The organism is Streptomyces sp. NBC_00271, assembly GCF_036178845.1.
Classification (GTDB): Bacteria; Actinomycetota; Actinomycetes; order Streptomycetales; family Streptomycetaceae; genus Streptomyces.
Genome location: NZ_CP108070.1, coordinates 10,968,933 through 10,991,294, shown reverse-complemented (window position 1 = coordinate 10,991,294; position 22,362 = coordinate 10,968,933). Strand labels below are relative to the sequence as shown.

The window sequence follows — 22,362 nt, the reverse complement described above, 5'->3', positions numbered from 1 at the left end:
AGGCAATTCCTACTCGACGGGCAGCGGAACCCACCAGGCCAGCAGCGTGCCGCCCCTGTCGGGGCTGCTCACCTCGAACCGGCCACCCAGCTGCTCCGCTCGCTCGGCCATGTTGCGCAGTCCACTGCGCCGTCCGCCGGGCGTTATTCCCACCCCGTCGTCCGAGACTGTCAAAGACGCCTCGTGGCCGTCAGTCGTCAGGACCACCTGGGCCCGGCCGGCGTGGGCGTGCCGTGCGATGTTGGTGAGGGCCTCGGAGAGTACGGCCATCACGTGGTCGGCGATCTCACGTGGCACATCGGTGTCGACGAGGCCTTCCATGCGCACGCTGGGAGTGAAACCCAGTATCGGGCTCGCCTCGCCCACCGCACGGACGACGCGGGCCCGCAGCCCGCTGTGGGCCGTGCCCTCACGCGCCCGCAAGCCGAAGATCGTCGATCTGATGATCTTGATTGTCTCGTCCAGGTCGTCGACGGCTCGCAGCACCCGTCCGGCCGCCTCGGGGTGCTCGATGAATCGGCCCGCGCTCTGCAGCGTCATCCCGGTTGCGAACAATCGCTGGATGGCCAGGTCGTGCAGGTCCCGGGCGATCCGGTCGCGGTCCTCGAGTACCGCGATCTGTTCGGCGTCCTGTCGGCGCTCGGCCAGTTCCATCGCGATCGCGGCCTGCGCGGCGAAGCCCTGCAGCATCTCGGTCTCCCGCTCCGAGTACGTCGGCCGACCCGTCTCCCGCGCCAGCAGGACCACGCCGCGAACGCCGCTTTCCCCTGTACCGATGGGGACGGCAACGGCAGGGCCGAGTCCGCCGAAACGTGGAGGCTCCGGGCAGATCCGCGGATCCCGGGTGACGTCGTCGCTGGCGATCGGAGCAGCGGCGGAGTAGGCCAGTCCCATCAGGGATTCGTGCATGGGCAGCACCAGCCCGCGGTGTTCCTCCGCGTCGAGCCCCACGGCGATCTCCACGGTGAGCGACTTGGTGTCCTCCATCGGCATCGCGACCGCCGCCAGTGCAGAGGCCGAGATCGTCCGGGCACGTTCCGCGATCAGGCCGAGAGCCTCGGCTCGCCCGCTGCCGGACATCAGCAGGTGGGTGATCTCCGCGTTGGCCCGCAGCCAGCGCTCGCGCAGCCGGGATTCTTCGTAGAGGCGGGCGTTGTCGATGGCCACGCCGGCCGCCACGGCAAGTGTGGCGAGCAGCGACTCGTCCTCCTCGTCGAACTGCAGCCCGCCGCGTTTCTCAGTCAGGTACAAGTTGCCGAAGGCCTGGCCGCGGACTCGGATCGGGACTCCGAGGAAGCTGTTCATCGGCCGGTGGTTGGGCGGGAAGCCGTACGAGGCCGGGTGCTGGGAGATCTTCTCCAGACGGAGCGGCTCCGGGTGGCGGATCAGTTCGCCGAGAATGCCGTGGCCCTGCGGGAAGGGCCCGACTTCGGCGATCTGCTGCTCGGTCACACCGACGGTGTGGAAGGCCGACAGGGTTTTGCCGTCGGGGCTGATGACGCCCAGAGCTGCGTATTCGGCGTTCACGAGCAGCGCGGCCGCCTCCACGATGGAGTGCAGCGCGTGCTCCAGTTCCAGCTCCCGGCCGACGGAGAGCACCGCCACGAGCAGGGTGTGCACGCGGTCGCGGGTGCCGCGGGCCGCGTCGATCCGGGCCTGCAGTTCCTCCAGCAGCTCGTCGAGCTTAAGCTGCGGCAGTCTTACGCGGGGCTGCTCGGGACATGCCACATCGTTCCTCCTGGTCCCCTCGGCAAGCCGACCCTGAACCATCGGATCGCTCCGTTTCCACGGTATCGGTCCCCGGCGGAAGGCGGTATTCCGAGAAGATGGTCGGCCCTCCCTCGAAGACGCCGCGCACATCACCATGGCTCAGGCAGCCCTGGGGCCGCTCGGTTCGCTCGGTCCACCCGCAGGCCCGACGGCACCTCCCCGACGGCCCTGTTCCGGCGTCCTTCAGGCGATGGACGGGCTGCCGGTCACCATCCGGCTGCTGGACCCGCCCGTTCAGGAGTTCCTGCCCGACCACACCGGTATCGCCGTGCGAGTCGTCGCGGGCGGGCAACCGGACCCTCACCCAGCAGGGGAGACTTCGACTGCTCGGCGGCAGCCCGGGTTTCCGGCGCATATTGCGCTCCAAAGAATCCGGGCTTCATTTCACCGCGGCGTTCATCTGCTTCCGGCCGTGTTCTCGTCCTCGGACAGATCCATGGCGTGGGCGCGGACCGGGACGGGATGGTGAGTGTCCTGGTCGAGGTCAGGCAGGTTCCGGTACGACGGCCACCGGGCACGCGGCGTGGTGCAGTACTCCGTGGGTGACGCGGCCGAGCTGGAGGCCGAGGTGGCCGTGGCGGCGCCGTGCGCCGACCACCAGCAGATCGGCCTCGTGAGAAGCGGCCAGGAGGGCGTCGCGGGCGCGAGCCTCGACCGTGCGCCGTTGTACCTGCAAGCCCTCCGGTACGTCGCGCAGCGCCTCTTCCAGCGCCTCCACGGCGTGCTGCTCGTACAGGTGGGCCGGTTCGCCGACGATCAGCGGGTGGCCGGTGGTCTCGTGTACGGGCCGACGCCAGGCCCGTACGGCCTCCAGCGGGACGCCACGCAACAGGGCCTCTTCGGTGGCGAACCGCACGGCGGCCGTACCCGCCGGCTTCTCACCGACTCCCAGGAGGATGCGGCCGCGCACTCCCGACCGTGCCTGGTTGTCGTGGCTGCCGCGCAACACGATGACCGGACAGTACGCGTGCCCCGCCACCATGACGCTGACGGAGCCCAGGAGTGTCTCGGTCAAGCCGCTGCGACCACGGCACCCCACCACCACGGCGAGGGCCGTCCGGCTCTCCCTCACAAGCGCGTACTCCGGCTCCTCGGGGAGCAGATCTGTGGTGACCTTCACGCCCGGCTGTCGGCGATGGGCCCGGCGCTCGGCGGTGTCGACGATGTCCTGCACCATCACCTCCTCCGACGGCTTGCCCAGGTCGTGCGCGAGGCAGGCGCCTTCGTAGCGCTCCCACAACGACGCGTACACCAACCGGAGTCCGGCTCCGCGCAGGGCGGCCTCGTCGGCCGCCCAGTCCACCGCTCTCAGGCTCGGCTCGGAACCATCGATGCCAACGATGATCGGAAGGTCCATGCTGCTCACCGTCCCACGGTTGGGTAGAGCCCGGCGACTGCGCACTTGGGCGTCGGCGTGTCCGGGGACAGCCTCACCCACGTCAGCGGAGCGATGCGGACGGCGGCCTGTTCGCCCGCCCGCACCAGCACCACTGGTCGTTCCGCGCGGGCCACGACGGCCAGGCTCACCGATCCGACCATGAACCCACCGATCCCGCCGAGCCCCCGCGAGCCCAGCGCCAGCAGGTCGGCGAAGCCCGCCGCCTCGCGCAGGATGTCGGCCACGGTTCCCGTGAGCTGCTCGGTGATCACCTCTATGCCGGGGTGCCGGAGACGGATGCCTTCCGCGGCCTCGATCGGTAGCCGCTCGGTCCAACGCTGGTGGGTCTCGTCGTCCGGCAGCGGGTCCACGTGCTTGGGCAGTGGCTCATGGACGTGCACGATCTTCAGCGGCAGGCCACGCAGCAGCGCTTCGCGCGCCGCCCACTCGGCGGCGGCCCGGCTCTCGGTCGATCCGTCGAGACCGACGGTGACGGTTCGGGACATGGTCTCCACCTCCGGGTAAGCATTCGATTCCAGCGTGGTGACGCGGTCGTGGTCAGGTCAGGGGCCAGACGTCCCTGAACGGGACCAACCGACCTACTGGCCCGGAACCACGAGGCGGTGGAGCCCTGCACCCACTGGGGCCGCCCGGGATCATGGCGGTGGACCAGTTGCCCCGGCTCACGGGTGTGCGGTCGGGCAGCTCGCAGTTCTTGCCCCAACTGTGTTCGTTCCTCAGGCATCTGTCGCACGTTCACCCCGCCACCGTGGCGCTGTCGGCCACCACGCTGGTGTTCCTCGTGGCCGTGGTCGACGAACGGACCGAGCCGGTCCGCCGGTTCGTCCTGAACACCGAGGCCACCGCCGAGGTGGACATCACGGCCCTGGACGCCGTCGACGGCCTGCGCCGGGAACTCACGGGCCGCGGCATCGTGTCCACCCTCGCCCGGGTCAGACAGGACCTGCTGGACGACCTGCAGGCGTACGGTCTCTCCGACTCCGTGGGTAGGGACCGCATCTTCCTGACACTGCCGACCGCGCTCGCCCCGTACGAGGCGTGGTGCCGCGAGCGGTGACCTCCCGGGCCAGGTCGCGGGAGGCCGAATGGCCCGGTTGGGGGCCGAGAGACCCCTGTCCCACCCGTTCGCATCGGCACACGCTGGTAGTGGCAGGACCGCTCAACGACGAGCACACGGAGTCATCATGTACGGCACCCCGCACATCGTCAGCGATGTCATGACCCACAACGTCGCCACCGTCGGCCGGTGGGCCTCGTTCAAGGACATGATGGGGATGATGCAGGACTGGCGGGTCAGCGCCCTGCCCGTGCTCGAGGGCGAGGGCCGGGTCATCGGTGTGGTCTCCGAGGCAGACCTGCTGCCCACGGAGGAACTGCGGGACAGCCCCGAGAAGGGCTACGCACTGCTGCGCCCCGCCGACGTGGCGAAGGCCGGCGCGCTGACCGCCGGGGAACTGATGTCCTCGCCCGCAATCACCGTCCAGGCGAACGCCACCCTGGCCGAAGCCGCGCGAATCATGGCTCACGAGAAGGTCAAGCGGCTGCCCGTGGTCGACGAGGCCGGTCTGCTGCAGGGCGTGATCAGCCGTGCCGACCTGCTCAAGGTCTTCCTGCGCAAGGACGAGGACATCGCCGAGGAGGTCCGCCGCGAAATCGTGGCGTACCTCTTCCCGCTGCCGGCCTCCAGCATCCACGTGGACGTGCACGACGGAGTCGCCACGCTGACAGGGAGGGTCCGCGACACGTCCCTGGTAGCCGTGGCCGCGCGTCTGGTACGGGCCGTCGAGGGCGTGGTGGACGTGGAGTTCGACCTCACCCACGGCAAGGGTCCGCGTGAGGCGCAGGGACACTCGATGAAATGAACGGGGCCAGGTCGGCCCTATTGCTTCCGTGGCCTGCGGGTGATGATCGGCCTCGTGGGCAGTCCGCAGCCTGTCCGTCCCGAGGGACCGAGTGGCCGCAATGATCGGGACACGAACCTTCACGGAGCAAATCCCGATCCGGGTGTTCCTGCTCGACGACCAGGAATTCTCTGGGTCAAGAGGTGTGGCGCCATCGCTGAATCGAGCGATGACAGCCTCGGCTGGCATACGACCTCTCGCCCGAGCGGTCAGCTCCAGCAGTCGCGCCAACGGCTGAGGCGGAAAGGCCACCTCGCGGTGGATCAGGAGTAGGTCAGTGGCTACGGGCGCACCAGGATCCCGATGAGGTTCCAGCGGTCGGGACGGTATCCGTCTGCGACCATGCCCCAGGCGATCGACCCTGCCACGAAGATCCCGCCGTATGCGGCGAGGATGCGGCCGAAGTTGTCGTCGGACTGGAACGTGGGGGTCAGCGTGCCTGGCCCTCGCCGTGCAGCCGAGGACACGGTCAACCTCAGCCGGTGAAGATGCGCGGCAGGACGCGCAGGGTCGGCCGATCCTGGTGAGGCTGGCGAGCGCCGCAGCCAGGAAGGGCCAGGCGAGGCCCGGAGCTATCAGCGCGACGCCGGTGAGCGCGGTGGCATCGAGGATGAGCAGGCCGACGCTGCCTGCCATGGTGGCGGCGCGGTCTGGGTATCGGCCCCGGACTCTCGGTGTTCGGAACTCTGCACTCTTGTCGATCTCGCGGGTCAGCCATCGGAGGGACGCGGGGCGCGCAGGTGGGCCCGTTCCTTCAGCTCCTCCTCGTCGACCAGCTTGAGCATCGGCTGACCCGGCGCGCACACCATGGTCACCACGAACTTGGTCGGTGCGTCCGACAGGGCGTTGCCGTCCTGGTAGTGGATCACGTCACCGCCTGGCTCCCAGAACGTCCCACCGGCCTCGACCACACGCTCCGGCTCGCCCTCGAGCTCGAACCGGAGCGCGCCCTCCATCACGTAGCCGAACGACGGGCCCGAGTGGCGATGCGGAGGGAGCCCGGGGTGACCGGGAGGCCAATCGACGAGGATGGTCATTCCCGAACCACCTTCGGGAAAGAAAGGCGGAGTGACTTCCTGCAGCAACTTGACTTCGGGCGGCAAGGAGACCTCGTGCGTGCTCCCGCTCTCTGGGTCCTTCGCTGACATGTACCGCACCTCCGTAAGCCTGCCCAGAATGGACGATCTTGCATCGGCCACCGCATTCCGGACCGGTGTACCGACCCACTCGTTCGGCGGTGACCAAGTTCGCCGGTTCCCGGCTCACACAACTTGCTTCGCGAAACGGTCTCGACACCACCCTGCCTCCCGTCGGCGGCCGCCACAATCCGGGAGCCAGCGGCATCGAGACCGCATCGCGCCATGTCATCGGCGAGCATCTAGCGCCGTATCAAGCAGCGTCTGCCCTGTTGTGATCTGACGTGCCGCTCGGGTGCTGGCGCAGGCGGTGCGTCACCATGAGTCTGTCCGGGTGGCAGAACGTGTACGGGTTCGTGAGATCGATGACGAGGAAGGCCGGAGGTTGCAGCGGATCATCCGCAGAGGCACCGGCTCGGTCGTGACGTGGCGGCGGGCCCAGATGGTGCTGCTGTCAGCACAGGGCATGGCGGTGGCGGAGATCGCCGAGGTGACGTGCACCAGCGCGGATCGGGTCCGCGATGTGATTCACGACTTCAACACCGACGGCTTCAAGGCGCTCTACCCCAAGTACTGGTAGTTCGTTGAATCCGGTGGTGGCGTGATTTGACGGCAGGTCGGGTTGGTCGTAGGCCGGTGGTAGGAGTCAACTGCCTTACTGGGGGCTGAAGATGACCGCTCGCCGTCCGTGTCCGCCTGCGCCGGGTCCGTTGGAGGAGTACGCCGCCCGGTTCGACGACCTCTTCTTCAGCCTGGCCCAGCGGCGAGGGTTTCGCGAGTACCTGGCTCCTGGCGCCGCGGGAGCGGAACAAGACGATCACCTGCCTGGCAGGCGCGGAGCCGGTGGCAGGTGCGGGGATGCCGGGGGTCCAGCGGCTGCAGTTCTTCCTGTCCGAGTCGCCCTGGGAGGCCAAGCTGGTCAACGACCGGCGGCTTGAGCTGCTGCGCGAAGAGTCGGCGACGGCTCCGCACGATGGCGGGGTCATCGTGATCGACGATTCCGGGGACCGCAAGGACGGCTCGGCGACCGCGCATGTCGGTCGGCAGTGGCTGGGCCGGCTGGGCAAGACGGACAACGGCATCGTCACGGTGGCCACGGTGTGGACCGACGGCCGCGTGTACTACCCGCTGCACGCGACTCCCTACACCCCCGCGCATCACTTCGCCCGCGGCCGGTCCGATCCGGCCTTCCGTACGAAACCGCAGCTGGCTGCTGCCCTCGCGGCCCGCGGGAAGGCTACGGGCTTCGGCTGCCGGGCGGTGATCGCCGACTGCGCCTACTCCGTCAGTGACGACTGGTACCTCGCGCTGCGCGAGGCCGGCCTGGCCTACGTGGTCGCGCTCAAGCCGCACCGCGGGACCTGGGCTCCGACAGACCAGCCGCACACCCCCATCGAAGCGGCCCACGCCCTGATCTGGCGGGACGCCAAGCGTCCCGGCGACTGGACACCAGTGGAGCGTCACTTCCGCGACGGGCACACCGAAACCTGGTGGGCCGCCGATGCCCGCCTGGGCGGCTACGGCCCCGACTCGCCCTGCCGCCTGATCGTGGCCACCACCGACCCGGCCGGCCTGCCGGAGAAGGCCACCTGGTACCTGGCCACCAACCTGCCCCACCCCGACGCACCCCATGCCACCACCAGCCCGCACCCGCCAGCCGACCTCGCCGAGATCGTCCGCCTCTACTGCCTGCGGCCGTGGATCGAGCAGAGCTACAAACAGGTCAAGGACGAACTCGGCTGGGCCGACTTCCAAGTCCGTTCCGACCGCGCCATCCGCCGCCACCAGACCCTGGTCAACTGCGCCTTCTCCTTCTGCTGGGACCAGTGGTTCGCCCCACCCGGACCCCTGGATGCCACCGCGCCGGACCCCTGCCCCGACGAGGCGCCAGAGAGGGGGACCGGCCTTGTCCCACCAGCCCCAACAGCCTTGCCGGCCCAGGGCCTTACGCGCCATCCGTTCCTGGCTCACCCCCGCCGTCACCGTCAACCGATGGTGGCAAGCCTGGACGGACGCAGACCCACCCTCCGAGCTCCAGGCCCTGATCGACGCAGTCACCACCGGACACGGCCTTGACCTCTACTGCTGGATTTAACGAACTACCGGTACAAGGGCGGTCGCCCGAGGACTTTTACGCTGCCCGAGCGGCGCGAGGGTCGCCGGATACCCGCGCAAGGCAGCCCGTCAGCGGTGGACGTTGATGGTGGCCATCATGCCGAGGTCCTCGTGGTCGAGAACGTGGCAGTGGTAGACGCTGCGGCCGGGGTAATCGGTGAACGGGATGCGCAGCCGCACCCAGCCCCGCGCGGGCACGAGCACAACATCCTGGCGCAGCCCGGTCGGAGGTGCGCCGGTGCTGGTTGCCAGCACCTGAAACGGCCAGACGTGCAGATGGAACGGATGATCAATGGGACTGGTGTTGACCACGGTCCACTCCTCGACGGTGTCGAGCGGGACGGTCTGATCGTCGCGGTCCGGGTCGAAGGTGCGCCCGTCGATGGTGAACATCCCCGTGCCCATGCCGCCCATCATGCCCATGCCCATGTCCATGGCGAAGGTGAGCCGACGCTGACCGGCCACCCGGCCTTGCGGGGCGGCCGGGGCCGGCAACGTGACTGTCAGCGGCGGCGGTGTCGCGGCCGGTCCGGAGGCTTCCAGGGTGGCCAGGGTGACCGGACCGGAGGTGGGCGTGCCGCCGCCCATCATGCCGATACTGCCCCGGTCGTACGGGTCGGCAACCAGCGTGTACCGGCCGCCGCGGACGGGGCGCACCAGCAGGTCGGCCCGGTTGCCCGGGGCCAGCACCACCTGGTCCCGCTCGGCCGGGGTCGGCAGGAACGCCCCATCCAGGGCGAGCTGGGTCAGCCGGTGGCCCTCCAGCCGCAGCGCGAGCACCCGGGAGACACAGCCGTTGATGACCCGCCACCGCTGCGCATCGCCGGGTGCGGCGGTGATGACGGGTTGGTGCTGGCCGTTGACCAGCACCAGGTCACCTTCGCGGCCCATCATCTTGGCCATCATGTTCGGTGCGGCGACCCGGCCGGCCCCGTCGAGGGTGGTGTCAGTGACCAGCAGCGCCAGGTCGTCGGTCACTGGCAGATCCGGGTCCGGACCGCCGTCGACCAGCAGCGTCCCGGCCAGGCCGGCGAAGATCTGGTCGGCGACGGTGCCGTGATGATGCGGGTGGTACCAGAACGTGCCGGGCGGGTGGTCGACCGGGATACGGTACGCGTAGTCGAAGCTGTCGCCGGGGGCGACGGTGACGAACGGGTTGTCGCCGTTGCCACACGGGCACACGTGCAGGCCGTGGGTGTGCAGGTTGGTCGGCTGGTCGATGTGGTTGACCAGTCGCACCCGCAGCAGGTCCCCAGGGCGTACCCGCAGGGTTGGCCCCGGGCAGGTGCCGTTGTACCCCCACGCCAGAGTGTCCCGCCCGGCCAGGCGCACCCCGGGAGCGGCAGTCAGCGACACATCCAGGACCCCGTCGCGACTGGCCAGCACCGGCGGCTGGGCCAGGTCCTGGCCGGAGGTGCCCCTGCTCGGGGCGCCCAGACCGGTGGCCCAGCCGGTCGCGCCGACGGTGACGTTGGCCGTGCCCAGTCCGATCAGGCCCAAGGCCCGGCGCCGGCTGATCGGCGCGCCGGTCACCGCAACACCCTCCATCGGTGCTGGTACTCCTGCTCGTCGATCTCCCCGCGGGCGTAGCGCTCATTGAGGATCCGTCGCGCCACCGAACCCGAATCGGACCCGCCGCGGGCAGATCCTCGGCCGTTTCGCGCCAGCCGCAATACGGCGTAGCCGATGATCAGCAGACCGGCCACGACCAGCACCGGCCACACCCACATCCAGCCGATCGTCTGCCCGTCCATCTTCGCAATCACGTCCCCTGAAGCAGTTCCCCTGAACCCAACCTAGTTCAGCTCGTCGCGACATGCCCGCCGTGCCAGGTGTGCTGCCCCCAACGGGAAGGATCCACTCCTTCTTCGACTTCGACCAGGCCCGGTTCGTGTTGCTCCGCCGCCGGACATGCACGTGTGCGCCCTTGTAGTGGCAGCCCAGGTGGCGTGAATCGGGCAGCAGGTGGCAGTCACTGCGCCGCAGGCCGGCGACCTGACCGCGACGCAGTCCCACCCGGGCGTGCAACAGCACGATCAGCCGGTCGCGGGCACTGCGACAGGCCATGAACATCGCCACGAGTTCCTCGTCCGAGGCCCGGTCGACATCCGCCTGCGGCTCCTGCAGCCGATGCCGTGCCCGCAGGAGGTAATACAGACCGGTGGAAGGCCCCGGCTGTCCGCGAGTTCATAGATCTGCCCCAGCACCGACCGGGACGCCGTATCCACCGACACCGCGTACGACAACAGCCCCCCGACCGGGGTACGCACCGCAGCACGCGCGCGTGGTTGCATCCCCGCCACACCGCCAATGATCACGGATCGTCGGTTCCGTCAGGACTACATCCGCACTCCGGAGCGTCTCGCTCCCGCCCGGCAAACCACCACGGCGCCTGATCATGCGATCTCCAGGACATCCCATACGGGGCGGCGGGGCGTGGCCGGGCCTCGCGGACCGTAGCCCAGCCGCAGCACCATTTGCACCTGGCCGGTGCCCAGTCCCGGGTCGCGGGCAAGCAGGCGCAGCTCTCGGTCCTCCAGGGCGTGCGAGGTCAGAGAGGTGGCCAGGTCGGCCAGGGTGGCCTCCAGCAGGACTCGTTCGAGTGCCTGCCCGGCCCGCAGCCAGTCGGCGGGGCCGTCACTGAGGGTGCTGAGCAGGGCCAAGTGCGGGGTGTGCTCAAAGGTGGTGGTGCCGCGGTCGGCTACCGGCCGGCGCCCGGTGAAGTCCCGTACAGGAGCCTTGCCGTCCCGTTTGCGCGGCCCGAAGGCGTATTCGGGGACGCCGTCGACGGCGGTGTCCGCCTCGGGACCAAGCCGGGTCCAGCGCACCAGGTCCTCATTGGCCTCGGTGCCCATGATGTCGCGGCTTTCGGCGTCACGGACGAGGTCCAGCACGGTCTCGGCATGCCACAGGCCGGGGAAGAGCAGCTCGGCCCCTTCCCGCGTGGCAGCATCCTGCAAGGTGGCCCGCACGTCCTCGGGTACGTCCTTCTCGGCGAAGGGGTAGCGGCTGGTGTGCCGCTCCCGGATCACCGGGTGCAGCCGAGCCAGGTCGTCGTCCCGAAAGCGCCCCGTGGGGTCGGCCAGGTGCACGGCGGCGAGCAGCAGTCCATCCTGCGGTTCGGGCAGCAGTCGTGTCTCGGGGACAAGGTCTGCGTGCGCGGCGGCGACACGCAGGTTCAACAGCGCAGCCCCGCAGCCGATGTGCAACGCCCGGTTGTCGGGATCCGAGTGGGGCATGGCCCGCTCCGGGTCGGCGTACAGCAGCACGAGCCGCTCGCTGCTCAGGAAGCGGAAGCGCCACGGCTGCGCGTTGTGCATGGACGGGGCCGCCGTGGCCTCGGCCACCAGCTTCGCCACCGTCTCCTCATCGAGTCGCGATGCCATGGCATCCTCCTGATCTGCTCCCGATGCGACAGGGTCCCAGCCGTCGGGCACCCAGTCGAGCGGACTGCCGTACGTGTCGGCGCCGCGACGAGCCCGCTTACACCTCCGCTCGCCGGGCGGCCCGGGATTCCGCCGCACGTCGCGGTTGCGCCCTACCTCCAGACACCACGACAGAACGCGCCCCGCAAGGACCCCATCGTCCCCCGTCAGGGGCCGGTCGGCCCTCTTGCACGCGGCCCTTCGGAGTGATCATCGAGTCAGGCGCGGGCGTCGGGATCGGCATCCGCGAGGGGTCCTGCGTCCCCACCGGAACGGCGCCCGCGCCAGACCTCGGCCCCGGTTCGAAGTTCCGTGGCCGTGCGTGATCCCCCCTCCATCCCGAAACTCCGGGGACGGACGTGCGGTGGGGTTCAGGTCCTCGCAACCCGGACGAGAGCGTTGTCGCCGCTCCGGCCGGCGAAGTAGTCCACGAGGTTGCTCACGGTGGTCTCGGCGATCTGCGTCACGGCGTCCCGGGTGAAGTATGCCTGGTGCGAGGTGACCAGCACGTTGCTGAAGGTCATCATGCGCGCGAGGCGCTCGTCGGTCATCACTTCCAGGGACTTGTCGAGGAAGAACACGCCAGCCTCCTCCTCGTAGACGTCCAGGCCGAACCGCTCAGTCGTCCCGCGCGCAGGGTTTCCAGCAGGGCGTCAGTGTCCACCAGCCCACCCCGGCTGAAGTTGATCAGGATCGCGTCGTCCTTCATCACGGCCAGCGCCCGGGCGTCGACGAGATGGTGGGTGTCCGGCAGCAGTGGCATGTGGAGGCTGACCAGGTCCGACTCGGCCAACAGCCGCTCCCGCTCAACGTACTGCATGCCCAGGGCCAGGCAGTCTGGGGTCTCGGCGACGTCCCAGCCCAGCAGCCGCATCCCGAAGCCGTGTGCGATCCGGGCGAACGCGGCCCCGATCTTCCCCGTGCCCACCAGTCCGGCCGTCCGGCCGTGCAGGTCGCGGCCCATCAGCCCGTCGAGCCGGAAGTCGAACTCCCGGGTGCGATGAGCCGCGCGGACGACCCGCCGGTTGATGGCGAGCACCAGCGCCCAGGCGAACTCAGCCACCGAGTACGGCGAGTAGAACGACACTCGGGCCACGGTCGACCCCAGCCCCTCGGCCACCGCCAGGTCGATGTTGTTGTAGCCGGTGGACCGCTGGCTGATCATCTTCGTGCCGTTCTTGGCGAGCGAGCGCAGCACCTCCGCGTCCAGGGTGTCGTTGACGCTGCTGAGCACCACCTCATGGCCAGCCGCGGTCGGGACGGTGTCCCGGTTCAGGAACAGCCGCAGACTGCGCAGTTCATGGCGGCCGCCGACGGCCCTGTCGAACGCGTCGTGCAGCAGTGGCTCCTCGTCCGCGACGACGCCGTAAGCGACGATCTCCATGTGCTCTCCTCCCACAGGGTGGTTGATCACCCCTCCACCGTAGGGCGGGACGGATGAGGCGGCAGGTGGGTCCCATAAACAGCTCCGGACCGCGGCGAACGCCGCAGGCCGCTCCCGCCGACGCTCCCTAGGACTGAATGCCTGCGCCGTGGGTCCGAAGGACGGGACTGGGGGCCGGCGGTCCGGTGTCGGCAGGCTCCCGGCCCTCTTGCGGGAACCTTCGGCCCCTGCTCCACGGCCTGCCGCCTTCCTACTGTGGGTGTGAGAAAGGGGTGTGTGATGGCCGAACTGCCCGTCCTGGACAGCACCTCCGAGGCGCCGCCCGTGCGGCCGGAGCGCTGACTCGTGGCCGATTGCTCGCCGGTGGGTGAGCCTCCAGCACCTGCGCGTTGAAGGACTGACTGGCTTCGTCCACGCGCTTCCAGCCCCCACTGGCCAATACATCACCGGTCCAGTCGCCACCGTGCAGCACGCCCGACGCCGACTGTCTGGCCCCCGAAAGCGAGCGCGGCCGTAGCGCCCAGGAGCCACGCCTCGACGGCACGTCGTTCGACGTGCACCTACGCAGGAGACTCATCGGCGCCCATGCCGTCACCATGCCGACGTCGGTGTCGCCCTCACGGACGGGCAGGACAGGTCGAAGCACCCTCACCGACGGCCGGCGGGGCGTGGACGTGCGCTGGGTAGTCCCCCTGGCGAGCCCAGCCAGGTCAAGAGGTACGGGCCCGGCTCTCGGCGGTGAGGGGGATGCGCCAACACAGACACGTGCCGCCTTCGGGTCGGCCGACCACCTCGAACGTGCCGCCGAGCTTCTCCGCTCGGCGGCGCAGGTTGGTCAGCCCGCTGCTTCGGGTGACGGCCGGGTCGATACCCCGACCGTTGTCGGTGACTTCAAGGAGCAGTTCGTCTCCGGCGTGGACGGCGACCCGGACGGCGGAGGCGTGGGCGTGGCGGGCCACATTGGAGAGGGCCTCACGCAACGCCGCCAGCAGGTGGGAGGCCGTCGTGTCGGGCAGCGCGGCGTCGACGGGGCCATCGAACACGACCGCGGGGGCGAAGCCGAGCCGGCCCTGCGCGGTGGCGGCCTCGTCGAGAACCTGGGCGCGCAGGCTGGCCGCCTTCTGGGCGGGCTGGCCCAACTCGAAGATGGTGCCGCGCAACTCCCGGATGGTGGCGTCCAGTTCCTCGATCACCGTATGGATGCGTGCGGCGGAGTCGGGGCGGGTGATGCGGGCGGTGACGCTCTGCAGCGCCAGACCGGCGCCGAAGACTCGCTGGATGACCATGTCGTGCAGGTCACGCGCGATGCGATCGCGTTCGGCCATCACCTCGCGGTCCGCCCGGGCAGCGGCCAACTCGGCCTGCGCGGCGACCTGGTGGGTGATGTCGCGCGCCACCGTGGCGAAGCCGATCAGCGCGCCGTCGGCGTCGCGCATCGGCGACACGGTGACCGCCACGTCGACCTCGGTGCGGTCGGTACGGCGCCACCGGCTCTGGTAGGAGTCAGCATGCCCCCGGGAACGAATCTGTTCCACCGCGGCCAGGAAGGCGACGCAGGCCGCGTCGGACATGAGGCCGTCGATCGCCTGGCCGATGATGTTCTGCTCGGTGTGGCCGAACAGCCGCTCGGCGCCCGGGTTCCAGGTCTCGATGAGACGGCCGGGGTCGAGGGACATCATGGCGTCGTCGGAGGAGGCCACGATGGCCGCGAGCCGCGCCTCGGACAGCCGGGCGGTCTCCAGTTCGGTGTGCAGGGCGATCAAGCCACGATTGGTGTCGTCCAGTTCCTGGCGCAGCTCGTCCACCAGGAGCGCACTGGGCTCCAGTTCGGTCTGCGGCGCGGCTGTGTCGTCCGCGCCGTCCGCGGTCGCGGAACCATGCAAGTCACCCATGCCTGGCCGCCCTTCACACCAGTGACGTGGCCCGGCCATCATGGCATGCCGCCGGTATGACGGACCACGAGCACAGTGGCGTCGTCGGTGGGCCGCCCGTAGTCGCGGTGGAGCACGGCGGCGACGATCGCCGGGTGCTGCTCCAGCAGACGCGGATGGCCGTCCAGGCTCCAGCCGGAGCGGATCCCGTCGGACGCCAGGACGAGCGTCGACCCGGGCTCCCAGGGGCAGTGCTGAACGCGGACGGAGGGTACGGACAGCTGGGTGCCGAGCATGCCTGGCCGGTCCAACAGATGTACCGACCGACCACCGGTCACGGCTCGCCCTGTGATGTTGCCTACGGCCGTGTAGGCCAGTTCCCCGCGCCCGGGATCGATCAGACACGCGCCCAGGACCCCACCACGGGTGGACCGCATCGCCTCGTGGGCCCGCCGGACCAGTGCGTCGAGATCGGTGACGGGCACCCGCTCGAAGGCACCGAGAGCGGCCTGGGCCGCCGCAGCGGCATGCGACCCATGCCCGAGCCCGTCCACGAGCAGAGCGGCCAGCGGGCGGGAGGGGCTGCGATGAGGGTGTACGTCGGGAAATGTGGCCGGGCTGTCCTGAAAGCCGCGATGGCCGGCGGAGGTGACAGCCCAGGCGTCCCCGGACTCGCCGTCGCCGCCCAGGGGAACGCTGACGCCTCCGACGAGCCACCCCGGGTGCGCCGCAGGTTCAGGCGCACCGAGGCGTACGAAAAGGACCGTGCCGTTCAGAGTGGAGTACCACTCGAACTCGGCGGCGCTGCGCCGGATCACGGCCAGCCCCGCGTTCAGGCCACGTCCAGCAGGCCGGAGCGGGACGGAGGCCCGAGCCGTCTCGGTCGGTACAGCGAGCCCTGCGGCGGTCATGCCCGGGCCGCGGTCGACCGACAGCAACTCGATCCCGTCGCCTGCCTGCCGGGCGAGCACATACCCGCCCGGCACGGCGTGCCGGAGGAGATTGGTACCGAGTTCGGCCGCGACCAGTTCGGCCACCCCCGGACGCAACGCGCGGCGGTCGGCGGCCAGCCTCGCCACCGCCCGGCGCAGCGCACCGACGTCCTCCTCGGCCTCGACGACAAGGCGACGGTGCTCTCTCTCGCTCAGCGCCGCCACATCCTCGTCGTTCTCGACTCGCGCTTCACCGCTGCCACTTCACGATCACCACGGTCGTGCCCGACCCGGCGACGGAAGTGAGGGTCATGTCGTCGACCAACCGCCGTGCCCCTGGAAGCCCCAGCCCGAGGCTGCCCCGGGTGCTGAACCCGTCGGTCAGCGCCGCCTCGATGTCCTCGATGCCCGGACCGTCGTCGGCGAACGTGGCCCGCACGCCCCTGCGGCCCTTCAGATACACCCGCTCGACGCCGACCCGGCCTCGGCGGCCGGTGGCGTAGTAGAGGATGTTCCTGGCCAACTCGCTGCCGGCCGTGATCAGCTTCGTCGCGTCCACCAGATTGAGCCCCACCGCCTCCGCCTCGGTCCGCAGCACCTTACGCACCCGGATCAGGTCGGCCTCGTCGGCGATGGTGAAGGCGTCCGGCTCCCTCTGCGTCACCGCCTCCGTCGTCACGGCCGGTCCCCACCGGCGTCGGTCCGCCGCAACCGGTCCAGCAGGGCCAGGCCCTGCTCGGCGTTGAGCGCGGTGTCCAAATGTCCCATCGACACACCCAGCTCCACCAGGGTGATGGCCACGGCCGGCTGGATCCCCACGATGGCCGCCTGCGCGCCCAGCAGCCGCACCATCGCCACGATCCTCGCCAGTACACGGGCGATGAACGAATCGACCACGCTCAGCCGGCTGACATCGATGAGCATGCCCGACGCGGAGGTGTGCGCGATCTCCCGGGTGAGCTGCTCCTCGATCGCCATCACCGTGGTGTCGTCCAGATCGCCCTGCAACGCCACCAGCAGCGTGTCACCGATCCTCATGACCGGAACCACGTCCCCGGTCACCGCGCCCCCCCGGACCTCAGTGCGTGCGCAGCAGTCGCCGCGGTCCCGGCCCGCTCGGCGAGTACCGCCAGGGCCAGTTGCAAGGCGTCCTGCAGCGTGTTGCGGGAACGCAGACGCCCCATGTCGATGCCCAGATGCACCATCGACTGAGCCGTCTCGGGCCGTACCCCGCTCATGATGCTCACGGTCCCCATGAGGGCCGCCGCCTGCACCGTTTTCAGCAGATGCTGGGCGACCTGGGTGTCGATGGTGGGCACTCCGCTGATGTCCAGGATGGCCACTTCCGCCTGACTCTGCGCGATCTTCTCCAGCAGGCCCTCCGTCAGCCGGGTGGCCCGCAGCGTGTCCAGTGTTCCGATGATCGGCAGCGCGAGCACCTTGTCCCACACCTGGATCACCGGCGTCGACAGTTCAAGTATCTCGTCGCGCTGCCGCTGGAGCCGCTGTTCGGTCTCCCGGCGCTCGGTGACGTCCCGGATCGCCGCGGCCACCAGCCTCCCCTCAGCCGTATCCAAGGGGCTCAGACTGATTTCCACGGGGAACTCGGTACCGTCCCGGCGCATTCCGGACAGCTCCAACCCCGCACCCATCGGCCTCAGTTGGGGGTCGGCGAGGAAGCCGGAGCGATGGCCGACATGCCGGTCCCGGAACCTCGGCGGCACCAGGACCTCGATCTCCCGGCCGACCAACTCGGCACGGACGAAGCCGAACAGTGTCTCCGCCTGCCGGTTGACCAGTACGATCCGTGCGTCCTGACCCACGATCACCATGGCGTCCGGAGCCGAATCCAACAGACCGTGGAACAACGACTCGGCCCGCACGCTCTCCGTGGCGTCCTGGAAAACCTTGACGAAGCCGCTCAACGCCCCTTCCGTGTCGCGCAGCGGAGTCAGCGTGACCCTGGCCAGGAAGCGCTCACCGTCCTTGCGGATCCGCCAGCCCTGAAACTCCTGCCGGCCGTCCCGGGCGGACTCCAACTCCCGCTCCATGAGGCCGGCCTCGCGGTCCTCCTCAAGGTGCAGCAGCGATACCTGTCGCCCCTCCACCTCGTCCGCGGCGTAGCCCGTCATCGCCTGCGCGCTGCGGCTCCAGCGGACGATCTCGCCGCCCGGTCCGAGTTTGATGACGGCATGATCGGTGACCGCGTCCAGCATCGCCTCAAGATCACCCAGGTCCGCCCGCGGACCCTGACCGCCCTTTGCTGACGTCGTCATATCCGGCCCCGCCCCTCGCATAGTCATTTCCCAAGCCGGACGTCCCGCCAAGCGCGCCCCTGATCCCGGCGCGGCCGATGCTACCGGCACCACCGCAACCGACGACTGCTCATGAGGCAATGCCTCGGTCATTTGCGGCACCCTCCCCTGCCGGCCACCCCACACCTCCGGCCTGCAACTTCACAATTCCCCCATACGGCCACGGGCGCATGGCCCCTTCCGGCGCTCGGCCCGTCAGGCAATCGGGGAGAGGGGCGCCGCCAACTCCGACGGCCTTGTCGAGCCAGGGGGCAGCTTGCGTCCCCGCAACGGCAATTGCCGTACGAGAGCGTCGGCTTTGCTCTCCGCGGCGCGGAGAGAGCCAACCAGACCCGCGATGGAGCCCGTTGGCCGGACGGTCACCGCCCGGCCGCCCGCCGCCATACCCGAGCAGACCGTCACCGCGGTGGCCGCGGCCCTGCGCACCGGCGAGCCCGCCGCCCTGTTCCTCGGCGGCGAGGCCACCCGCGAACCGGCGCTGACCGCGTCCGCCCGAATCGTCGCCACCGGAGCCCGACTGCTGTGCGAGACGTTCCAGGCCCGCCTGGAACGCAGCGCGAGCCCGCCCGCCGTGGAGCGGCTCGGGTACCTCGCCGAGGGGCGATGGCGCAACTCGATGGCGTACGGCACCTCGTGCCGGCAGGCGCCCGCGCCCCGCTGTCGTTCTTCGCCCACCCAGGCCTGCCCGGTCTGTTGACGCCGGACAACTGCCGGATTCACACCCTCGCCACGACGGCTGACGACATTCCCGCAGCTCTGGGCGACCTGGCGGACACGGTGTGGCGGCGCCCGTTCAGCCCGGACCCCACCTCGGTCACGATTTCAGCGACGGCCCAGGCCCTGCCGGTTCACACCGGCCACGACGCGGGCCACCTGCCGGTCCAGGTCAGCCTGCTGATCGGCGGACGACACACGGCAGTACGCCACCACGCGCCAGGACATCTGGACAACGGGCCCATCGACCAGCCACGTCCCAGACGGTGCCTGGCGGACCGGGACGGGCATGCGCCATGTACACCATCTCGGCGCTGTGGACCCATGTCCGCGAGGGGCTCGACATCACCACCGTGATCTCGCCAACGACTCGTACGCGTTCCTCAGCATGGGAATCCCAGCGCCTCGGTACACCTGCGGACGGCCCCGCTCACCGCAACCCTCTCGGTCTGCCCCGGCCTCGACTTCGTCGCCCTCGCCCGCGGCAGGGGCGTACCGGCGTCGCGTGCCGCCACCGCCGAGGATCTCACGGACCGGTTGCGCGAGGCCTTCACCGAGCCGGGACCACATCTCATCGAGGCGGCTGTGCCGGCGCTGTTCTGAGCGCGCCCCGACCTTCGGTGACGGGTCGCAGCGCCAAGGGCAGCTCGGACGCGGGTCCCGTGCAGGCAACCCGCGACCGAGCTGCCGTCGCGGCTCTGCTCACCTGCTGTCGCTGCCCCCGGTGGTGTCCATGAGGACCGCCCGTCCGGCCTCCAGCCGGGCCGCCGGGATGCGGAACGGTGAACAGGAGACGTAGTCGAGACCTGCCCGGTGGAAGAAGTGGATGGACTCCGGGTCGCCGCCGTGTTCGCCGCACACCCCGGTCTCCAGGCGGGAGTTGACGCTGCGGCCCGCTTCGACGGCCAGCTCCACCAGTCGGCCCACGCCCTCCTGGTCGATCGTCTCGAACGGCGACACGCTGAAGACGCCCTTCTCCAGGTACAGCGGGAAGAAGGAGGCCTCGGCGTCGTCGCGGGACAAACCCCAGGTGGTCTGGGTCAGGTCGTTGGTGCCGAAGGAGAAGAAGTCGGCGCACTCGGCGATGCGTCCCGCGGTGAGCGCGGCGCGTGGCAGCTCGATCATCGTGCCGATCGGGCAGTCGAGGGCCGTGCCGGTCTCCTCCTGGACCTCGGCAAGGACGCGTTCCGCCTCGGCGCGCGCCAGCCGCAGTTCCTCAACCGTCCCGACCAGCGGGATCATGATCTCGGCGCGCGGCCGACCGCCGGCCCGCAGCCGCTCGACCACGGCCTCGGCGACCGCGCGCACCTGCATGGCCATCAGACCTGGCACGGCCAGGCCCAGTCGGACGCCGCGCAGGCCGAGCATCGGGTTCTGCTCGTGCATGCGCTCGACGGCGGCGAGCAGTTCACGGTCGTGCGGGTCCGGCCGCTCGGCGCGGGCCAGCCGTACGGCCAACTCCGTGCGATCCGGAAGGAATTCGTGCAGCGGCGGGTCGATGAGCCGGATGGTCACCGGCAGGCCGTCCATCGCCTTGAGAATACCGGTGAAGTCCTCGCGCTGGAGGGGCAGCAGGGCTCCCAGGGCCTGCTGGCGGGCACTGTCGTCGCGGGCCAGGATCATCGCCTCGATCAGCGCCCTGCGCTCACCGAGGAACATGTGCTCGGTACGGCACAGTCCGATGCCCTGCGCGCCCATACTGCGGGCGCGTACGGCGTCCTCGGGGGTATCGGCGTTGGCCCGCACTTCGAGGCGCCGTACGGAATCGGCGTGGGCGAGGGCACCCAGGACCGACTCGGTCAGCGGCCCGCTCACGGTACCGGTCTCCAGTGCGCGGCCGACGTCGGAGGCGGTCAGCGGGAGTGCGCCGACGTGGACTGTGCCTGCGGTGCCGTCGACGGAGACGGTGTCACCTTCGTACACGACCGCGCCCGATGCCGTGGTGAACCGGCGAGCTGCCGGGTCGACGTTGAGGGCTTCGGCGCCGCAGACGCAGACCTTGCCCATGCCGCGTGCGACGACGGCCGCGTGGCTGGTCTTGCCGCCCCGGCTGGTCAGGACGGCCTGTGCGGCGATCATGCCGGGGAGGTCGTCGGGGGTGGTCTCCCGGCGGACGAGGACCGTGTCCTCACCGGTCGCGGCACGTCGTACCGCTTCGGCGGAGTCGAAGACCACCACCCCGACTGCCGCGCCCGGTGAAGCGGGGACACCCCGGGCGAGCGGAACGTCGGCCGGGGTCGTGTCGAAGCGGGGGAACATCAGACGGGTCAGTTCGGCGCCGTCGACGCGGACCAGGGACTCGTGCGCGGTGATCGTCCCCTCTTCGCGCAGGTCGTGGGCGATGCGGAACGCGGCCTCGGCGGTACGCTTGCCGACGCGGGTCTGCAGGATCCACAGCTTGTCGCGCTCGACGGTGAACTCGATGTCGCACAGGTCGCGGTAGTGCCGCTCCAGGGTGCGCAAGTGATCGCTGAGCTGAACGTACGCGCGCGGGTTGAGCCGCTTCAGCTCGACCAGCGGCAGGGCGTCACGAACGCCCGCCACGACGTCCTCGCCCTGCGCGTCGGGCAGGTAGTCGCCGTACATCCCGCGTTCGCCGGTGGCGGGGTCACGGGTGAAGGTGACGCCGGTGCCGGAGTCGGGGCCGAGGTTGCCGAAGACCATCGCCTGGACGTTGACCGCGGTGCCGAGGTCCTCGGAGATGTGTTCGCGGCGGCGGTAGACGCGGGCGCGTTCGCCGTTCCAGGAGTCGAAGACCGCGCGGATGGCGCGGGCCAGTTGGTCTGCCGGGTCCTGCGGGAAGTCCTCGCCGGTCTCCTTGCGGATGATGGCCTTGAACTCCTCCGTGATCAGGGCGAGTTCAGCGGTGTCGAGGTCGTGGTCGCCGGTCATCTCGCGCCGTGCCTTGTGTTCGGCGATGGCCTGCTCGAACAGGTCGCCGTCCACACCCATCACGGTGTGGCCGAACATCTGGATGAGCCTCCGGTAGGAGTCCCACGCGAACCGCTCCTGTCCGGAGGCCTTGGCGAGTCCGGTGACGGACCGGTCGTTGAGGCCGATGTCGAGGATGGTCTCCATCATTCCGGGCATGGAGAAGCGGGCGCCCGAGCGCACGGACACCAGCAGCGGATCGTCGGGCGCGCCGAGGGTCCGGCCCATGGCCCGTTCCAGTCCGGCCAGCGCGCGGGCCGCCTCGACGCTCAGCTCGGGCGGCTCCTCGCCCGACTCCAAGTAGACCTTGCAGGCCTCAGTGGTGACGGTGAATCCGGGCGGCACCGGCAGCCCGAGCCGGGTCATCTCGGCCAGTCCGGCTCCCTTGCCGCCCAGCAGGGCGGCCATCTCCCGGCTGCCTTCGGCGAACTCGTACACGTATTTGGTCGGCGCAGTCATCAGGACTCGG

The 22,362-nt window shown here is 70.0% G+C and carries 17 protein-coding genes and 5 pseudogenes; 7 read left to right on the top strand and 15 right to left on the bottom strand.

Annotated features, from left to right (window positions below):
* Window positions 1-9: 9 nt before the first annotated feature.
* From OG798_RS50130 to OG798_RS50120, 3 genes are all read right to left on the bottom strand, one after another.
* Window positions 10-1,728, bottom strand: a complete 1,719-nt coding sequence (locus tag OG798_RS50130) for a sensor histidine kinase (protein ID WP_328759558.1) — start codon at window positions 1,726-1,728, stop codon at window positions 10-12.
* A gap of 526 nt (window positions 1,729-2,254) precedes the next feature.
* Window positions 2,255-3,127, bottom strand: coding sequence for a universal stress protein (locus tag OG798_RS50125; protein ID WP_328759557.1), 873 nt, complete (start codon window positions 3,125-3,127; stop codon window positions 2,255-2,257).
* A gap of 5 nt (window positions 3,128-3,132) precedes the next feature.
* Window positions 3,133-3,654, bottom strand: a complete 522-nt coding sequence (locus OG798_RS50120) for a universal stress protein (protein WP_328759556.1) — start codon at window positions 3,652-3,654, stop codon at window positions 3,133-3,135.
* 296 nt (window positions 3,655-3,950) lie between these two features.
* On the opposite strand from OG798_RS50120, the pseudogene OG798_RS50115 reads away from it, so the two are divergent.
* Window positions 3,951-4,226: pseudogene (locus OG798_RS50115) on the top strand (STAS domain-containing protein); the annotation flags it as partial.
* 127 nt (window positions 4,227-4,353) lie between these two features.
* Window positions 4,354-5,031: a CBS domain-containing protein gene (locus OG798_RS50110; protein ID WP_328759554.1), complete on the top strand. Its 678-nt coding sequence runs from the start codon at window positions 4,354-4,356 to the stop codon at window positions 5,029-5,031.
* 320 nt (window positions 5,032-5,351) lie between these two features.
* Here the strand turns inward: OG798_RS50110 and OG798_RS50105 are convergent.
* Window positions 5,352-5,495 (bottom strand): annotated as a pseudogene (locus OG798_RS50105) (YnfA family protein); the annotation flags it as partial.
* 285 nt (window positions 5,496-5,780) lie between these two features.
* Entirely contained in the window at window positions 5,781-6,218 is a 438-nt protein-coding gene (locus OG798_RS50100; protein WP_097224134.1) for a cupin domain-containing protein, read from the bottom strand.
* Between the two features lie 89 nt (window positions 6,219-6,307).
* Here OG798_RS50100 and OG798_RS50095 point away from each other — a divergent pair, with 89 nt between their 5' ends.
* From OG798_RS50095 to OG798_RS50085, 3 genes and pseudogenes are all read left to right on the top strand, one after another.
* On the top strand, window positions 6,308-6,484 hold the full coding sequence (locus OG798_RS50095) for a hypothetical protein (protein ID WP_328759553.1): 177 nt from the start codon (window positions 6,308-6,310) through the stop codon (window positions 6,482-6,484).
* 56 nt (window positions 6,485-6,540) lie between these two features.
* A pseudogene (locus OG798_RS50090) lies at window positions 6,541-6,780 on the top strand (helix-turn-helix domain-containing protein); the annotation flags it as partial.
* A 97-nt stretch (window positions 6,781-6,877) separates the two neighbouring features.
* A pseudogene (locus tag OG798_RS50085) lies at window positions 6,878-8,282 on the top strand (IS701 family transposase).
* A 108-nt stretch (window positions 8,283-8,390) separates the two neighbouring features.
* Here the strand turns inward: OG798_RS50085 and OG798_RS50080 are convergent.
* From OG798_RS50080 to OG798_RS50040, 9 genes and pseudogenes are all read right to left on the bottom strand, one after another.
* The gene (locus OG798_RS50080) at window positions 8,391-9,869 is read right to left on the bottom strand and encodes a multicopper oxidase family protein (RefSeq protein ID WP_328759551.1); all 1,479 of its coding nucleotides are present in this window, start codon (window positions 9,867-9,869) and stop codon (window positions 8,391-8,393) included.
* Complete coding sequence (locus OG798_RS50075; protein ID WP_328759550.1) at window positions 9,851-10,075, bottom strand: SHOCT domain-containing protein; 225 nt, start codon at window positions 10,073-10,075, stop codon at window positions 9,851-9,853. The genes OG798_RS50080 and OG798_RS50075 overlap by 19 nt, the downstream gene beginning before the upstream one ends.
* 642 nt (window positions 10,076-10,717) lie before the next feature.
* Complete coding sequence (locus OG798_RS50070; protein WP_328759549.1) at window positions 10,718-11,707, bottom strand: Acg family FMN-binding oxidoreductase; 990 nt, start codon at window positions 11,705-11,707, stop codon at window positions 10,718-10,720.
* Window positions 11,708-12,117: 410 nt separating this feature from the next.
* Window positions 12,118-13,130 (bottom strand): annotated as a pseudogene (locus OG798_RS50065) (2-hydroxyacid dehydrogenase).
* Window positions 13,131-13,840: 710 nt separating this feature from the next.
* On the bottom strand, window positions 13,841-15,022 hold the full coding sequence (locus OG798_RS50060) for a PAS domain-containing sensor histidine kinase (RefSeq protein WP_328759548.1): 1,182 nt from the start codon (window positions 15,020-15,022) through the stop codon (window positions 13,841-13,843).
* Between the two features lie 38 nt (window positions 15,023-15,060).
* Window positions 15,061-16,158: a SpoIIE family protein phosphatase gene (locus OG798_RS50055; protein WP_328759547.1), complete on the bottom strand. Its 1,098-nt coding sequence runs from the start codon at window positions 16,156-16,158 to the stop codon at window positions 15,061-15,063.
* 25 nt (window positions 16,159-16,183) lie between these two features.
* Entirely contained in the window at window positions 16,184-16,597 is a 414-nt protein-coding gene (locus tag OG798_RS50050) for an ATP-binding protein (protein WP_328759546.1), read from the bottom strand.
* A gap of 11 nt (window positions 16,598-16,608) precedes the next feature.
* Window positions 16,609-16,971, bottom strand: coding sequence for an STAS domain-containing protein (locus OG798_RS50045; RefSeq protein WP_075026011.1), 363 nt, complete (start codon window positions 16,969-16,971; stop codon window positions 16,609-16,611).
* A 20-nt stretch (window positions 16,972-16,991) separates the two neighbouring features.
* Complete coding sequence (locus OG798_RS50040) at window positions 16,992-18,209, bottom strand: PAS domain S-box protein (RefSeq protein WP_328759545.1); 1,218 nt, start codon at window positions 18,207-18,209, stop codon at window positions 16,992-16,994.
* Between the two features lie 376 nt (window positions 18,210-18,585).
* Here OG798_RS50040 and OG798_RS50035 point away from each other — a divergent pair, with 376 nt between their 5' ends.
* Window positions 18,586-18,945 (top strand): hypothetical protein, encoded by a 360-nt coding sequence (locus OG798_RS50035; RefSeq protein ID WP_328759544.1) that lies wholly within the window; start codon window positions 18,586-18,588, stop codon window positions 18,943-18,945.
* A 431-nt stretch (window positions 18,946-19,376) separates the two neighbouring features.
* Window positions 19,377-19,565: a thiamine pyrophosphate-dependent enzyme gene (locus OG798_RS50025; RefSeq protein WP_328760191.1), complete on the top strand. Its 189-nt coding sequence runs from the start codon at window positions 19,377-19,379 to the stop codon at window positions 19,563-19,565.
* Between the two features lie 99 nt (window positions 19,566-19,664).
* Here OG798_RS50025 and ppdK read toward each other — a convergent pair whose 3' ends face one another.
* Window positions 19,665-22,352: a pyruvate, phosphate dikinase gene (ppdK, locus tag OG798_RS50020; protein ID WP_328759543.1), complete on the bottom strand. Its 2,688-nt coding sequence runs from the start codon at window positions 22,350-22,352 to the stop codon at window positions 19,665-19,667.
* Window positions 22,353-22,362: the final 10 nt, after the last annotated feature.

Bases quoted from the DNA above. Each gene is read 5' to 3' on its own strand.
- OG798_RS50125 (WP_328759557.1), bottom strand. From the start codon at position 3,127: ATGGACCTTCCGATCATCGTTGGCATCGATGGTTCCGAGCCGAGCCTG.
- OG798_RS50040 (WP_328759545.1), bottom strand. From the start codon at position 18,209: ATGACGACGTCAGCAAAGGGCGGTCAGGGTCCGCGGGCGGACCTGGGT.
- ppdK (WP_328759543.1), bottom strand. From the start codon at position 22,352: ATGACTGCGCCGACCAAATACGTGTACGAGTTCGCCGAAGGCAGCCGG.
- OG798_RS50120 (WP_328759556.1), bottom strand. From the start codon at position 3,654: ATGTCCCGAACCGTCACCGTCGGTCTCGACGGATCGACCGAGAGCCGG.
- OG798_RS50060 (WP_328759548.1), bottom strand. From the start codon at position 15,022: ATGGGTGACTTGCATGGTTCCGCGACCGCGGACGGCGCGGACGACACA.
- OG798_RS50045 (WP_075026011.1), bottom strand. From the start codon at position 16,971: ATGAGGATCGGTGACACGCTGCTGGTGGCGTTGCAGGGCGATCTGGAC.
- OG798_RS50070 (WP_328759549.1), bottom strand. From the start codon at position 11,707: ATGGCATCGCGACTCGATGAGGAGACGGTGGCGAAGCTGGTGGCCGAG.
- OG798_RS50035 (WP_328759544.1), top strand. From the start codon at position 18,586: ATGGAGCCCGTTGGCCGGACGGTCACCGCCCGGCCGCCCGCCGCCATA.
- OG798_RS50100 (WP_097224134.1), bottom strand. From the start codon at position 6,218: ATGTCAGCGAAGGACCCAGAGAGCGGGAGCACGCACGAGGTCTCCTTG.
- OG798_RS50110 (WP_328759554.1), top strand. From the start codon at position 4,354: ATGTACGGCACCCCGCACATCGTCAGCGATGTCATGACCCACAACGTC.
- OG798_RS50075 (WP_328759550.1), bottom strand. From the start codon at position 10,075: ATGGACGGGCAGACGATCGGCTGGATGTGGGTGTGGCCGGTGCTGGTC.
- OG798_RS50080 (WP_328759551.1), bottom strand. From the start codon at position 9,869: ATGGAGGGTGTTGCGGTGACCGGCGCGCCGATCAGCCGGCGCCGGGCC.